Genomic DNA, 15,736 nt, shown 5'->3' with positions numbered 1-15,736 from the left:
CTAACAAAATAATAGTCGTATTGTGAAAATGTGGTTTTTGAAGTGAAAACCCTTTTTCTTTTTGTCTTGTAAGAATGGAGGCTTGGCTTTATGTCCCTGTCCTTTTTTGGGGGATAAGCCTGCTTCTGGGCCAGTTTTACTGGCTGGCTTCGTGCGCCATCGGTCCAGCTGCTAATACCTAACCGATAGGCAGGCGCTCATTGCTTTTCTTATAGGATGATATAAATTGCTATTAGCAACAATAACGCTTGATTTGAGGGGTGAATCAGTTGACAGGTCAACTAGTTCAGTATGGACGACACCGCCAACGTAGAAGTTACGCACGAATCAGTGAAGTTTTAGAATTACCAAATCTAATCGAAATCCAAACCTCTTCTTATCAATGGTTTCTTGATGAGGGTTTACGAGAAATGTTCCATGATATTTCTCCGATTGAAGACTTTACTGGTAATTTGTCGCTTGAATTTATTGATTACAGCCTTGGCGAACCAAAATATTCCGTTGAGGAATCGAAAGAACGAGATGTTACATATTCTGCACCTTTACGTGTGAAAGTGCGTCTTGTAAACAAAGAAACAGGCGAAGTTAAAGACCAGGATGTCTTTATGGGTGACTTCCCGCTTATGACAGAGACAGGTACGTTCGTTATTAATGGAGCGGAACGTGTCATTGTATCCCAGTTAGTGCGTTCTCCGAGCGTATACTTCAGTGGAAAGCTTGATAAAAACGGGAAAAAAGGCTATACAGCAACCGTAATCCCGAACCGCGGCGCATGGCTTGAGTATGAAACAGATGCCAAAGACGTCGTATACGTCAGAATAGATCGTACTCGGAAACTGCCCGTTACGGTTCTTTTGCGTGCACTTGGGTTCGGCTCTGATCAAGAGATCATCGATTTGGTTGGAGACAACGAGTACATTCGCAATACGCTTGAGAAAGACAATACTGAAAGCACTGAAAAAGCGCTTCTTGAAATCTATGAGCGTCTTCGTCCTGGCGAGCCGCCAACGGTCGAAAATGCAAAAAGCTTGCTTGTCTCAAGATTCTTTGATCCAAAGCGTTATGACCTTGCGAACGTTGGACGCTATAAGATCAATAAGAAGCTTCATATTAAAAATCGCCTGTTTGGCCAAAAACTGGCTGAGACGCTTGTGGATCCAGAAACTGGCGAAATCATTGCGGAAAAAGGCGTTACACTTGACCGCCGTACATTAGACCGCATTCTTCCTAACCTTGAGAAGGATATCGGCTTCAAAACGGTAAGCCTATTAGGCGGAGTAGTAGATGATGAAGTATTGCTACAGTCTATTAAGATTTACGCGCCTAATGAAGATGGCGAAAAGGTCATCAATGTGATCGGCAATGCCTATGTGGAAGAAGCAGTGAAAAACATTTCACCTTCTGACATCATTGCATCTATCAGCTATTTCTTTAACCTTCTGCATTCTGTAGGAGATACAGATGATATTGACCATCTTGGAAACAGACGTCTTCGTTCAGTCGGAGAACTATTGCAGAACCAGTTCCGCATCGGTTTATCCCGTATGGAGCGTGTGGTCCGCGAAAGAATGTCCATCCAGGATACAAATACGATTACACCTCAGCAGCTGATTAATATCCGTCCTGTTATTGCGTCAATTAAAGAGTTCTTTGGAAGCTCTCAGTTGTCCCAGTTCATGGACCAGACAAATCCGCTTGCTGAACTTACACATAAACGCCGTCTTTCTGCGTTAGGACCGGGCGGTCTGACGCGTGAACGTGCCGGCTTCGAAGTCCGTGACGTTCACTACTCTCACTATGGCCGTATGTGTCCGATTGAAACGCCGGAGGGACCAAACATCGGTCTGATTAACTCCTTATCTTCATTTGCGAAGGTAAACCGCTTCGGCTTTATCGAAACACCATATCGCCGAATCGACCCTGAGACCGGAAAAGTTACATCCCGCATCGACTATCTGACAGCCGATGAAGAGGATAACTATGTAGTGGCACAGGCAAATGCACTTCTTGGTGACGATGGTTCATTCCTGGACGAAGAAGTAGTTGCCCGTTTCAAAGGTGAGAACACAGTTGTCAAACGCGACCGTGTTGACTACATGGATGTATCGCCGAAACAGGTAGTATCTGCTGCGACAGCATGTATCCCGTTCCTTGAAAACGATGACTCCAACCGTGCCCTGATGGGAGCGAACATGCAGCGTCAGGCTGTGCCATTGATGCAGCCTGAGGCCCCAAGAGTCGGAACTGGTATGGAATATGTATCAGGTAAAGACTCAGGTGCTGCAGTCATCTGTAAGCATGAAGGAATTGTTGAGCATGTAGAAGCCCGCGAAGTTTGGGTTCGCCGTATTCAAAATGTAGATGGCCAGGAAGTTAAAGGCGATCTTGATAAATACAGAATGCTTAAATTCATCCGATCCAACCAGGGAACCTGCTACAACCAGCGTCCTATCGTCGCTGTTGGCAACCTTGTAACAAAAGGAGAAATCCTTGCAGACGGTCCTTCCATGGAACTTGGTGAATTAGCTCTTGGACGCAACGTTCTTGTAGCGTTCATGACTTGGGATGGCTATAACTACGAGGATGCGATCATCATGAGTGAGCGCCTTGTAAAAGATGATGTTTATACATCCATCCATATTGAAGAATATGAATCAGAATCTCGCGATACAAAGCTTGGACCTGAAGAGATCACAAGAGATATCCCTAACGTTGGGGAAGATGCACTGCGCAACCTGGACGAACGCGGAATTATCCGTACAGGTGCAGAAGTGAAAGATGGCGATCTTCTAGTTGGTAAAGTAACTCCTAAAGGGGTAACGGAACTGACAGCTGAAGAAAGGCTATTGCACGCAATCTTTGGTGAAAAAGCACGTGAAGTCCGTGATACATCCCTTCGTGTGCCACATGGCGGAGGCGGTATTGTACTGGATGTTAAAGTGTTTAACAGAGAAGACGGAGATGAACTTCCTCCAGGTGTTAACCAGCTTGTACGTGTATATATCGTTCAGAAGCGTAAAATCTCTGAAGGTGACAAGATGGCCGGACGCCACGGTAACAAAGGTGTTATCTCCCGTATTTTACCGGAAGAAGATATGCCTTACCTGCCGGATGGCACTCCAGTAGACATCATGTTAAACCCTCTTGGGGTTCCATCGCGTATGAACATCGGACAGGTGCTTGAGCTTCACCTTGGTATGGCTGCCAGAGCACTTGGCATCCATGTTGCATCTCCTGTATTCGATGGTGCACGTGAGGAAGATGTATGGTCAACGATCGAAGAAGCAGGCATGGCGCGTGATGCGAAGACTGTCCTTTATGATGGACGTTCAGGCGAGCCGTTCGACAACCGTGTATCTGTCGGAGTCATGTATATGATCAAACTGGCACACATGGTTGACGATAAGCTTCATGCCCGTTCAACAGGACCTTACTCTCTTGTTACGCAGCAGCCATTGGGCGGTAAAGCACAGTTTGGCGGACAGCGTTTCGGTGAGATGGAGGTATGGGCACTTGAAGCATATGGTGCTGCCTATACACTTCAGGAAATCTTAACAGTTAAGTCCGATGACGTGGTTGGACGTGTTAAGACTTATGAATCAATCGTCAAAGGCGAGAATGTTCCTGAACCAGGTGTACCGGAATCATTCAAGGTACTGATCAAAGAGCTTCAGAGTTTAGGTATGGATGTTAAGATCCTATCCGGCGATGAAGAAGAAATTGAAATGCGCGACATGGAAGATGAAGATGAAGTTCAGCAGGCTGAATCATTGACAATCGCTCCGGAAACGCAAAACGAAGAGCAAGTAGTTACGAAAGAATAATTTCATATAAATTCCTTCATCCCTTGGCGCTCCGCCTTACATGGCGGATGCCGCTGGGGATATTATTGGCACTTTGCTGCTGTTTGAGCAATAAGGGTAAAACCCGGAGATCAAAAGGGAGGTAGGCCCCTTGCTAGATGTAAACAATTTCGAGTATATGAAAATAGGTCTTGCTTCACCGGATAAGATACGTTCTTGGTCACATGGTGAAGTTAAGAAGCCTGAAACGATCAACTATCGTACATTAAAACCAGAAAAAGACGGTCTATTCTGCGAGCGCATTTTCGGACCGACGAAAGACTGGGAATGTCACTGTGGAAAGTATAAGCGTGTTCGATACAAAGGCGTGGTCTGTGACCGATGCGGCGTTGAAGTAACACGTGCGAAAGTCCGCCGTGAAAGAATGGGCCATATTGAACTTGCAGCCCCTGTATCCCACATTTGGTATTTCAAGGGCATCCCAAGCCGTATGGGTCTTGTGCTGGACATGTCCCCGCGTGCACTTGAGGAAGTTATTTACTTCGCTTCTTATGTTGTAACGGATCCTGGCGATACGGCTCTTGAAAAGAAGCAGCTGCTTTCTGAAAAAGAGTACCGTGCATACCGTGAAAAATACGGAAACAAGTTCCAGGCATCCATGGGTGCTGAATCCATTAAGAAGCTTCTTTCTGACATAGATCTCAATAAAGAAGTAGATACCCTTAAAGAGGAACTGAAAACTGCCCAGGGCCAGCGACGCACTCGTGCAATCAAGCGCTTGGAAGTACTTGAAGCTTTCCGTGGTTCTGGAAATGAACCGTCCTGGATGATTCTCGACGTTCTTCCGGTTATTCCTCCGGAACTTCGTCCGATGGTACAGCTGGATGGCGGACGCTTTGCCACTTCCGACTTGAATGATCTATACCGCCGTGTAATCAACCGCAACAACCGTTTGAAGCGTTTATTGGACCTTGGTGCTCCAAGCATTATCGTTCAGAACGAAAAACGCATGCTTCAGGAAGCTGTAGATGCGCTAATTGATAACGGCCGCCGCGGAAGACCGGTAACTGGACCAGGAAACCGCCCGTTGAAATCCCTATCGCATATGCTTAAAGGGAAACAAGGACGCTTCCGCCAGAACTTGCTTGGTAAGCGTGTTGACTATTCCGGACGTTCGGTTATCGTCGTAGGACCAAACTTAAAAATGTACCAGTGCGGACTTCCAAAAGAAATGGCATTGGAATTATTCAAGCCGTTCGTTATGAAGGAATTGGTGGAGAAGGGCTTAGCTCACAACATCAAATCTGCAAAACGCAAAATTGAAAGAGTACAGCCGGAAGTTTGGGATGTTCTTGAAAGTGTTATTAAAGAGCACCCTGTATTGCTTAACCGTGCTCCAACTCTTCACAGACTCGGCATTCAGGCATTCGAACCGACATTGGTGGAAGGACGCGCTATTCGTCTTCACCCGCTTGTATGTACTGCTTACAACGCAGACTTTGACGGTGACCAAATGGCTGTTCACGTGCCGCTTTCAGCTGAAGCACAGGCGGAAGCCCGCTTGCTGATGCTGGCAGCACAGAACATCCTGAATCCGAAAGACGGTAAGCCAGTTGTTACTCCTTCTCAGGATATGGTACTAGGTAACTATTACCTAACACTAGAAAGAGCCGGTGCCGTTGGCGAAGGTATGATTTTTAAAGATACAAGCGAAGCTCTGCTTGCTTATCAAAATGGATATGTGCACTTGCATACAAGAGTAGCTGTCCATGCTGGATCCTTAAATAATCAGACTTTCACTGAAGAACAAAATAAAAAGCTTTTATTAACTACGGTTGGTAAGCTTATTTTCAACGAAATTCTGCCTGAAACATTCCCTTACATTAACGAGCCTACAAAAGAAAACCTTGAGATTGAAACTCCTGTGAAATACTTTGTAGAGCCTGCTACTGATGTAGCTGCCGTTATCAAGGAAATGCCTCTGGTAGATCCGTTTAAGAAAAAGATCCTTGGAAACATCATTGCGGAAGTCTTTAAACGCTTCAAAATTACGGAAACGTCTAAAATGCTTGACCGCATGAAGAACCTTGGATTCAGGCACTCCACAAAAGCCGGCATCACAGTCGGTGTTGCTGATATCGTAGTATTAAGGGAGAAGCAGGAAATTATCCAGGAAGCACAGAGCAAGGTTGATAATGTATTGAAACAGTTCAGACGCGGTCTTATTACTGAAGACGAGCGTTATGATCGTGTTATTTCAATCTGGAGTGCAGCGAAAGATAATATCCAGGCAAAATTAATGAAGTCATTGGATAAATCCAACCCGATCTTCATGATGAGTGACTCCGGTGCCCGTGGTAACGCGTCCAACTTCACTCAGTTAGCCGGAATGCGCGGACTGATGGCCAACCCGGCTGGACGTATCATTGAATTACCGATCAAATCGAGTTTCCGTGAAGGCTTAACAGTACTCGAATACTTTATTTCCACGCACGGTGCCCGTAAAGGTCTTGCCGATACGGCTCTTAAAACAGCTGACTCAGGTTACCTTACTCGCCGTCTTGTTGATGTTGCGCAGGATGTCATCGTTCGCGACGACGATTGCGGAACTGACCGCGGTTTGCTTATCGCATCCCTTAAGGATGGCACTGAAGTCATTGAAGCGCTTGAAGAGCGTCTGATTGGACGTTATGCAAGAAGAAATATCAAGCATCCTGAGACAAATGAAGTGATCGTGCCTGAAAATGGATTGATCACTGAAGATATTGCAGTCGAAATTGTTTCAGCCGGCATTGAAAAGGTATGGATCCGTTCAGCATTCACTTGTAACACCCGCCATGGTGTTTGTAAGAAGTGCTACGGCCGCAACTTAGCTACCGGCCAAGAGGTTGAAGTTGGAGAAGCAGTAGGTATTATCGCTGCCCAATCCATCGGTGAACCAGGTACACAGTTAACGATGCGTACCTTCCATACCGGCGGGGTAGCAGGAGACGATATCACTCAAGGTTTACCGCGTATCCAGGAAATTTTCGAAGCGCGTAACCCTAAAGGTCAGGCGGTTATTTCAGAGATCGATGGTGTAGTAGTCGGCCTCAACGAAGGCCGCGACCGCCAGCAGGAGATTGTTGTTCAGGGTGAAGTTGAGTCCAAGACCTATACTGCACCGTATACAGCCCGCTTAAAAGTAGCTGTAAACGACCAAGTAGTACGTGGACAGGAACTGACTGAAGGTTCTATTGACCCTAAAGAGTTAATTAAAGTTAAAGATGTAACAGCTGTTCAAGAATACTTGCTGCGTGAAGTTCAGAAGGTATACCGCATGCAGGGTGTTGAAATCGGCGATAAGCACATCGAGGTAATGGTCCGCCAGATGCTTCGCAAAGTGCGTGTAATCGATGCGGCAGAGACAGATGTGCTTCCAGGTACACTGCTTGATATCCATCAATTTACAGATGCCAATGAAAAAGCCCTTCTTGCTGGTAAAATGCCTGCTACAGGACGTCCGGTTCTGCTGGGTATTACAAAAGCATCTCTTGAAACAGATTCATTCTTATCAGCAGCCTCCTTCCAGGAGACAACAAGAGTTCTTACCGATGCAGCGATCAAAGGCAAGCGCGATGAGCTTCTTGGCCTGAAAGAGAATGTAATTATTGGTAAGCTTGTCCCTGCCGGAACAGGTATGCAGAGATACAGAAGAGCAGAGCCTTATACAAATGAGGAAGCTGCTGAAGATACTGTTACTGTAGAATAAAGTAATCATTGCGGTGCTTGCTTATTTGATAGCAAGTACCGCATTTTATAGTGAATAAAAGAAATAAAAATCATTTTGCTTGTTGACATTGAAATATGAAGGTGTTACTATAGCAAAGGTGCTCCTATTCACCGGATACTTTGGAGGATGTCGTAAATGTCTTATGATAAAGTATTGCAGGCAAAAAGTATTATTGTAGGAACAAAGCAAACAGTCAAAGCTCTTAAACTGGGAACAATCGATGAAATCGTAGTCGCCAGTGATGCTGATCCTAGGGTTACAGCAAAAGTGGTTAGTACAGCGAAAGAGATGAACGTTCCGATTGTGTATGTCGATTCGATGAAAAAACTCGGAAAGGCATGTGGAATCGAAGTTGGGGCAGCAGCTGTTGCCATATCTATTTAAAAACTGTTTTTGTAGATTGGTATCTGCAAGAACTTTGTTTTTGCAACAAAATGAACCACCTGGATGTGTGGGCTTAAACAAATTCGAAGGGAGGAAAAATCAAATGCCTACTATTAATCAATTAGTGCGCAAGCCTCGTCAAACTAAGTCTGAGAAGTCAAACTCACCTGCTCTTAACAAAGGCTACAACAGCTTCAAGAAGGCTCAAACAAATGTAGCTTCACCTCAAAAGCGTGGTGTTTGTACTCGTGTTGGTACAATGACTCCAAAGAAACCGAACTCTGCATTACGTAAATATGCTCGTGTTCGTTTAACAAATGGTATCGAGGTTAATGCTTACATCCCTGGTATCGGGCACAACCTTCAAGAGCACAGTGTTGTTCTTATCCGTGGAGGACGTGTAAAAGACTTACCGGGTGTGCGTTACCACATCGTGCGCGGCGCTTTAGATACTGCTGGTGTTAACAACCGTATGCAAGGCCGTTCTAAATACGGTGCTAAGCGTCCAAAAGCAGCTAAAAAATAATTCTAATTAATAGACAACCATCTTTGAAAGGAGGAACAATCCATGCCACGTAAAGGTCCTGTAGCAAAAAGAGACGTATTGCCGGATCCGATTTACAACTCAAAGCTAGTTAGCCGTCTGATCAACAAAATGATGATCGATGGTAAGAGAGGTAAATCTCAAGCAATTCTTTACTCTGCGTTCGATATCATCAGCGAGCGCACTGGCAAAGAACCAATGGAAGTTTTCGATCAGGCGCTTAAAAACATCATGCCTGTACTTGAAGTTAGAGCACGCCGTGTAGGTGGTGCAAACTATCAGGTACCAGTTGAGGTGCGTCCTGACCGCCGTACAACTCTTGGTCTTCGCTGGTTAGTAAACTATGCGCGTCTTCGCGGTGAAAAGACTATGGAAGAGCGTTTAGCTAACGAAATCCTTGATGCAGCTAACAACACTGGTGCATCTGTTAAGAAACGTGAAGATACACACAAAATGGCAGAAGCAAACAAAGCGTTTGCTCACTACCGCTGGTAAGATATACTGCTTAACTAAAATAACACTCATACTAGGAAGGAGAAAGACCCAATGGCTAGAGAGTTCTCCTTAGAAAATACTCGTAATATCGGTATCATGGCTCACATCGATGCCGGTAAAACAACAACTACTGAGCGTGTACTTTACTACACTGGCCGTATCCATAAAATCGGTGAAACGCACGAAGGTGCTTCACAGATGGACTGGATGGAGCAGGAGCAAGAGCGTGGAATCACAATCACTTCTGCTGCAACAACTGCACAGTGGAAAGGCCACCGCGTTAACATCATTGACACTCCTGGACACGTAGACTTCACAGTTGAAGTTGAACGTTCACTTCGTGTTCTTGATGGTGCGGTAGCTGTACTTGACGCACAGTCAGGTGTTGAGCCGCAAACTGAAACAGTTTGGCGTCAGGCTACTACTTACGGAGTACCACGTGTGGTATTCGTAAACAAAATGGATAAAATCGGTGCAGACTTCTTGTACTCATTGAAGACTCTTCATGATCGTCTTCAAGCGAATGCAGCTGCAATTCAATTACCAATTGGTGCTGAAGATCAATTCGAAGGCATCATCGATTTAATTGAAATGAAAGCTACATTCTACGGAAACGATTTGGGTACTGATATCGAAGACCGTGAAATTCCAGCTGAATACGTAGATCAAGCAGAAGAATACCGTGAAAAGCTAATTGAAGCGGTAGCTGAACTTGATGAAGAATTAATGGAGAAATACCTTGGCGGTGAAGAAATCACTAACGAAGAGCTAAAAGCTGCTATTCGTAAAGGTACAGTAAACGTTGAATTCTACCCAGTAATCTGTGGTTCTGCGTTCAAAAACAAAGGTGTTCAAAAAATGCTTGATGCAGTAATCGACTACCTTCCATCTCCACTTGATGTACCTTCTATTAAAGGTACAACACCGGATACTGAAGAAGAGGTTACTCGTCCTTCAAGCGATGATGCGCCATTCTCAGCACTTGCATTTAAAGTTATGACCGACCCTTACGTTGGTAAACTTACATTCTTCCGTGTGTATTCCGGTACATTAAACTCCGGTTCATATGTACAGAACTCTACTAAAGGAAAGCGTGAGCGTGTAGGACGTATCCTGCAAATGCATGCGAATTCCCGTGAAGAGATCTCAGTAGTACACGCTGGAGATATCGCAGCTGCTGTAGGTCTTAAAGACACTACTACAGGGGATACTCTATGTGATGAAAAGAGTCTTGTTATTCTTGAGTCTATGGAATTCCCAGAGCCGGTTATCTCATTATCTATCGAGCCTAAATCAAAGGCTGACCAAGATAAGATGACAACTGCTCTTCAAAAACTTCAAGAAGAAGATCCTACATTCCGCGCTCATACTGACCAGGAAACTGGACAGGTTATCATCGCGGGTATGGGTGAGCTTCACCTTGATATCCTTGTTGACCGTATGAGACGTGAATTTAAAGTGGAAGCTAACGTAGGTGCTCCTCAGGTTGCATACCGTGAAACTTTCCGTGGTTCAGCTCAGGTTGAAGGTAAATTCGCACGTCAATCCGGTGGACGCGGACAATTCGGTCACGTTTGGATCGAATTCAGTCCTAATGAAGAAGGTAAAGGCTTCGAATTCGAAAACGGAATCGTTGGTGGTGTCGTTCCTCGTGAATACATCCCAGCTGTTCAAGCGGGTCTTGAAGATTCGCTGGAAAGAGGAGTACTTGCCGGATTCCCAATGGTTGACATCAAAGCCCGTTTATTTGACGGTTCTTACCATGATGTTGACTCCTCTGAAATGGCGTTTAAGATTGCTGCATCTATGGCACTTAAAAACGCTGCGTCAAAATGTAACCCTGTAATTCTTGAGCCGGTTATGAAAGTTGAAGTCGTAATCCCTGAAGAATACATGGGAGACATCATGGGTGATGTAACTTCACGCCGTGGACGCGTTGAAGGTATGGAAGCTCGCGGTAACGCACAAGTAGTTCGTGCGATGGTTCCACTATCAGAAATGTTTGGATATGCAACTTCATTGCGTTCTAACACGCAGGGACGCGGTACATTCTCAATGCACTTCGACCACTATGAAGAAGTACCAAAATCAATTTCTGAAGAAATCATCAAAAAAAATAAAGGTGAATAATTGATTTTACCTTTTCAATAAAGTATAACTACTATTGTAGGCTATAAGCGCTGTGGAAAGGGCAACCTCTCCACAGCATCAAATACTTAACTTTTATATTCTGAAGGAGGATTTTTCAAATGGCAAAAGCTAAATTTGACCGTTCAAAACCCCATGTTAACATCGGTACTATCGGACACGTTGACCATGGTAAAACTACTTTAACTGCAGCTATCACAACTGTTCTTTCTAAAAAGGGCGGCGGTGAAGCACGCGGATACGATCAAATCGACGCGGCTCCAGAAGAGCGCGAGCGTGGAATCACAATCTCAACTGCACACGTTGAGTACGAAACTGAAAACCGTCACTATGCACACGTTGACTGCCCAGGTCACGCTGACTATGTTAAAAACATGATCACTGGTGCTGCGCAAATGGACGGCGGAATCCTAGTTGTTTCTGCTGCTGACGGCCCAATGCCACAAACTCGTGAGCACATCCTTCTTTCTCGTCAGGTTGGTGTTCCTTTCCTTGTTGTATTCATGAACAAGTGTGACATGGTTGACGATGAAGAACTACTTGAATTAGTAGAAATGGAAGTTCGTGACCTTCTTTCTGAGTACGAATTCCCTGGTGATGACATTCCTGTAATCAAAGGTTCTGCTCTTAAAGCTCTTGAAGGAGAAGCTGAGTGGGAAGCTAAAATCGAAGAACTTATGGCAGCTGTTGACGAGTACATCCCAACTCCAACTCGTGACACTGACAAGCCTTTCATGATGCCTGTTGAGGATGTATTCTCAATCACTGGCCGTGGTACTGTTGCTACAGGACGTGTTGAGCGTGGACAAGTTAAAGTCGGTGACGTTATCGAAATCATCGGTCTTGCTGAAGAGCCAAAATCAACTACTGTAACTGGTGTAGAAATGTTCCGTAAGCTTCTTGACTATGCTGAAGCTGGAGACAACATTGGTGCCCTTCTTCGTGGTGTTGCACGTGAAGATATCCAACGTGGACAAGTACTTGCTAAGCCAGGTTCAATCACTCCACACACTAAGTTCAAAGCTGAAGTATACGTTCTTTCAAAAGAAGAAGGTGGACGTCATACTCCATTCTTCACTAACTACCGTCCTCAGTTCTACTTCCGTACAACTGATGTAACTGGTATCTGTAATCTTCCTGAAGGCGTAGAAATGGTTATGCCTGGAGATAACATCGAAATGACAGTAGAACTAATCGCTCCAATCGCTATCGAAGAAGGTACTAAGTTCTCTATCCGTGAGGGTGGACGTACTGTTGGCGCTGGCGTAGTTGCTACAATCCAAGAGTAATCTCAACTAATAAAAACAGATGGGTGACGACCCATCTGTTTTTTTATTTGTAAAAAGACGAATGGAATATAAGAGCTCGTTTCAATTTCAATAATATTTCTTGCGTTCCTGCTTGCAATGGCCGGAAAGGGATTATTCCTCTGTTAGACCCCCGATCAAAACCGCTTTTCTTCTATATATAATCACCACTATATTTTTCTATTCAATTACTCACAGTGCAAATAGTTAGACTTCTTCCTATACTATTGAAAACTGAATACACAGCAGTTATAATAGTAAAAGTGTGCGGAACAAAAAGAAATAACATATACATGTTGCATTTCATTTATTGTTTCTGTATAATAGACAATGTTGGTCTTTGACTGCGATGATGTGAAAGGTTGCTGACACACCCGGCCGCTTTGCCATGGCGAGTGTGTGGGAAATTTTCACGGAGAATGTCTATATTAAAATAGGCGAAAAGGAGGGAAAATAATGGCAAAACAAAAAATTCGTATTCGTTTAAAAGCGTATGATCACAGAATTCTTGATCAATCAGCAGAAAAGATTGTTGAGACTGCAAAACGTTCTGGTGCGGCTGTTTCTGGTCCGATTCCATTACCAACTGAAAAGTCTATTTACACAATCCTACGTGCGGTTCACAAGTACAAAGACTCTCGTGAGCAGTTCGAAATGCGTACGCATAAACGTCTAATCGACATCGTTAACCCAACACCACAAACGGTTGATTCTCTAATGCGTTTAGACTTACCGTCTGGTGTAGATATCGAAATCAAACTTTAATCAATAAATAATCATAAGAAACTTAGGAGGTGTGACTGAAATGACCAAAGGAATCTTAGGAAGAAAGATTGGTATGACTCAAGTATTTGCTGAAAACGGTGATCTTATCCCGGTAACAGTAGTTGAGGCAGCTGCTAACGTTGTTCTTCAAAAGAAATCAGTTGAAACTGATGGATATGAAGCAATCCAGATTGGATTCGAAGACAAGCGCGACAAGTTGTCCAACAAACCTGAAAAAGGGCATGTTGCTAAAGCAAACACTGCTCCTAAGCGCTTCGTACGCGAATTCCGCGGAGCTGATTTAGGACAATATGAAGTTGGTCAAGAAGTCAAAGTTGATATTTTCGCAGAAGGCGATACTGTTGATGTAACAGGAATTTCAAAAGGTAAAGGTTTCCAGGGTGCGATCAAGCGCCACGGACAATCTCGCGGGCCTATGGCTCACGGTTCTCGTTACCACCGTCGCCCTGGTTCAATGGGTCCTGTAGCTCCAAACCGTGTATTCAAAGGTAAATTATTACCTGGTCGCATGGGCGGAGAGCAAGTGACTGTACAAAACCTTGAAATCGTTAAAGTTGATGTTGAACGCAACCTTCTTTTGATCAAAGGTAATGTACCTGGTGCCAGAAAAGCATTAGTAAAAATCAAAAGTGCGGTAAAAGCATAATAATTAAACCGGAAAGGAGGAAAACAGAATGCCGAAAGTAGCATTGTTTAACCAAAGCGGATCTAAAGTTGGTGATATCGAACTTAATGATGCGATCTTTGGTATCGAGCCCAACCAGCACGTACTTTTCGAAGCTGTTGTTATGCAAAGAGCTTCATTACGTCAAGGGACTCATAAAACTAAAATTCGTTCTGAAGTAGCGGGCGGAGGACGTAAGCCATGGCGCCAAAAAGGCACAGGCCGTGCACGTCAAGGTTCTATCCGTTCACCACAATGGCGCGGAGGCGGTACTGTATTTGGTCCTGTACCACGCAGCTACAGCTACAAACTGCCTAAAAAGGTTCGCCGTCTGGCAATCAAATCTGCGTTATCTTCTAAAGTATTAGAAGAAAACATCCTAGTATTAGAAGGCCTTGCTTTCGAAGCTCCTAAAACTAAAGACTTTAAAGGTGTATTAACTGGTCTTTCTGTTGATTCAAAAGCACTTATCGTAACTGCTGACCTAGATGAGAACGTAGCACTATCTGCTCGTAACATCCCTGGTGTAACAGTTGTGTCTGCTTCTGGAATCACTGTTTTAGATGTTTTAAACCATGATAAGCTTATCATGACGAAAGCAGCGGTTGAAAAAGTAGAGGAGGTGCTTGCATAATGGATGCACGCGATATCATTAAGCGCCCCGTAATCACTGAACGTTCTACTGACATTATGGCTGATAAAAAATATACGTTCGAAGTTGACGTACGAGCTAACAAGACTCAAGTTAAAGACGCTGTAGAGCAAATCTTTGGCGTTAAAGTTGAGAAAGTTAACATCATGAACTACAAAGGTAAGTTCAAGCGTATGGGCAAATTCGGCGGATACACTAACAAACGCCGTAAAGCGATCGTTAAATTAACAGCTGAAAGCCAAGAAATCGAGCTATTTGAAGCTTAATTCACTATAACTAGAAGAGGAGGGAAACGAAATGGCGATTAAAAAGTATAAACCTACCTCTAATGGTCGTCGCGGCATGACGGTTTCTGATTTCGCAGAAATCACGACTAACCAACCAGAAAAGTCTTTACTTGCTCCTTTAAAGAGAAAAGGCGGCCGTAACAACCAAGGTAAGTTGACAGTTCGTCATCAAGGCGGCGGTCATAAACGTCAATATCGTATCATCGATTTTAAACGTACCAAAGATGGCATTCCAGGACGCGTTGCCACAATCGAGTATGATCCAAACCGCTCTGCAAATATTGCACTAATTAACTATGTAGATGGAGAAAAGCGTTACATCCTTGCACCTAAGAACTTACAGGTGGGCATGGAAGTAATGTCTGGTCCTGAAGCAGATATCAAAGTGGGTAATGCACTTCCACTAGCTAACATTCCAGTGGGTACAGTAATCCACAACATCGAATTAAAACCTGGTAAAGGCGGACAATTAGTACGTTCTGCTGGTACTTCTGCACAAGTTCTTGGTAAAGAAGGCAAGTACGTATTAGTTCGTTTAAACTCTGGTGAAGTTCGCATGATTCTTGCTGAGTGCCGTGCGACTGTTGGTCAAGTCGGAAACGAGCAGCACGAGCTTATTAACATTGGTAAAGCAGGTCGTTCACGCTGGTTAGGCAAGCGCCCAACTGTACGTGGATCTGTAATGAACCCTAACGATCACCCACACGGTGGTGGTGAAGGACGTGCGCCAATCGGACGTAAGTCTCCAATGACTCCTTGGGGCAAACCAACACTTGGTTACAAGACACGCAAGAAGAACAACAAATCAGACAAATTTATCGTACGTCGTCGTAAAAAATAACGGGATTGTACTACGGTTCCAACTAAGAACCGTAGAGCAATCACGAAGGGAGG

General features: G+C 44.3%; 12 protein-coding genes. All 12 read left to right on the top strand.

From position 1 onward, the window contains the following. Positions 1 to 269: 269 nt before the first annotated feature. The 12 genes from rpoB (at position 270) to rplB (ending at position 15,683) form a co-directional block, all read left to right on the top strand. Positions 270 to 3,824: a DNA-directed RNA polymerase subunit beta gene (gene rpoB / locus CE058_RS19530; RefSeq protein ID WP_163144788.1), complete on the top strand. Its 3,555-nt coding sequence runs from the start codon at positions 270 to 272 to the stop codon at positions 3,822 to 3,824. A gap of 130 nt (positions 3,825 to 3,954) precedes the next feature. Continuing rightward, the gene (gene rpoC, locus CE058_RS19525) at positions 3,955 to 7,554 is read left to right on the top strand and encodes a DNA-directed RNA polymerase subunit beta' (RefSeq protein WP_163144787.1); all 3,600 of its coding nucleotides are present in this window, start codon (positions 3,955 to 3,957) and stop codon (positions 7,552 to 7,554) included. A gap of 156 nt (positions 7,555 to 7,710) precedes the next feature. Then, the gene (locus CE058_RS19520; protein ID WP_163144786.1) at positions 7,711 to 7,959 is read left to right on the top strand and encodes a 50S ribosomal protein L7ae-like protein; all 249 of its coding nucleotides are present in this window, start codon (positions 7,711 to 7,713) and stop codon (positions 7,957 to 7,959) included. Between the two features lie 103 nt (positions 7,960 to 8,062). After that, positions 8,063 to 8,485: a 30S ribosomal protein S12 gene (gene rpsL, locus CE058_RS19515; protein WP_009336562.1), complete on the top strand. Its 423-nt coding sequence runs from the start codon at positions 8,063 to 8,065 to the stop codon at positions 8,483 to 8,485. Between the two features lie 42 nt (positions 8,486 to 8,527). Next, the gene (gene rpsG, locus CE058_RS19510; RefSeq protein ID WP_009336565.1) at positions 8,528 to 8,998 is read left to right on the top strand and encodes a 30S ribosomal protein S7; all 471 of its coding nucleotides are present in this window, start codon (positions 8,528 to 8,530) and stop codon (positions 8,996 to 8,998) included. 51 nt (positions 8,999 to 9,049) lie between these two features. Beyond that, positions 9,050 to 11,128, top strand: coding sequence for an elongation factor G (gene fusA / locus CE058_RS19505; protein WP_035332301.1), 2,079 nt, complete (start codon positions 9,050 to 9,052; stop codon positions 11,126 to 11,128). 119 nt (positions 11,129 to 11,247) lie between these two features. Next, on the top strand, positions 11,248 to 12,435 hold the full coding sequence (tuf, locus tag CE058_RS19500; protein ID WP_009336569.1) for an elongation factor Tu: 1,188 nt from the start codon (positions 11,248 to 11,250) through the stop codon (positions 12,433 to 12,435). A gap of 474 nt (positions 12,436 to 12,909) precedes the next feature. Then, a complete protein-coding gene (rpsJ, locus tag CE058_RS19495) occupies positions 12,910 to 13,218 on the top strand; it encodes a 30S ribosomal protein S10 (RefSeq protein ID WP_009336571.1) in 309 nt (102 codons plus the stop codon). A 40-nt stretch (positions 13,219 to 13,258) separates the two neighbouring features. Beyond that, on the top strand, positions 13,259 to 13,885 hold the full coding sequence (rplC, locus tag CE058_RS19490) for a 50S ribosomal protein L3 (protein ID WP_035332300.1): 627 nt from the start codon (positions 13,259 to 13,261) through the stop codon (positions 13,883 to 13,885). A 28-nt stretch (positions 13,886 to 13,913) separates the two neighbouring features. Then, complete coding sequence (gene rplD / locus CE058_RS19485) at positions 13,914 to 14,537, top strand: 50S ribosomal protein L4 (protein WP_035332298.1); 624 nt, start codon at positions 13,914 to 13,916, stop codon at positions 14,535 to 14,537. Beyond that, the gene (rplW, locus tag CE058_RS19480) at positions 14,534 to 14,821 is read left to right on the top strand and encodes a 50S ribosomal protein L23 (RefSeq protein ID WP_179289093.1); all 288 of its coding nucleotides are present in this window, start codon (positions 14,534 to 14,536) and stop codon (positions 14,819 to 14,821) included. The genes rplD and rplW overlap by 4 nt, the downstream gene beginning before the upstream one ends. Before the next feature lie 31 nt (positions 14,822 to 14,852). Beyond that, positions 14,853 to 15,683 (top strand): 50S ribosomal protein L2, encoded by an 831-nt coding sequence (gene rplB, locus CE058_RS19475; RefSeq protein ID WP_035332294.1) that lies wholly within the window; start codon positions 14,853 to 14,855, stop codon positions 15,681 to 15,683. Positions 15,684 to 15,736: the final 53 nt, after the last annotated feature.

Origin of the sequence: Bacillus sp. 22-7 (genome assembly GCF_010628845.1) — a bacterium.
GTDB lineage: Bacteria > Bacillota > Bacilli > Bacillales > Cytobacillaceae > Cytobacillus > Cytobacillus firmus_B.
This window is presented reverse-complemented; position numbering and strand designations above follow the sequence as displayed.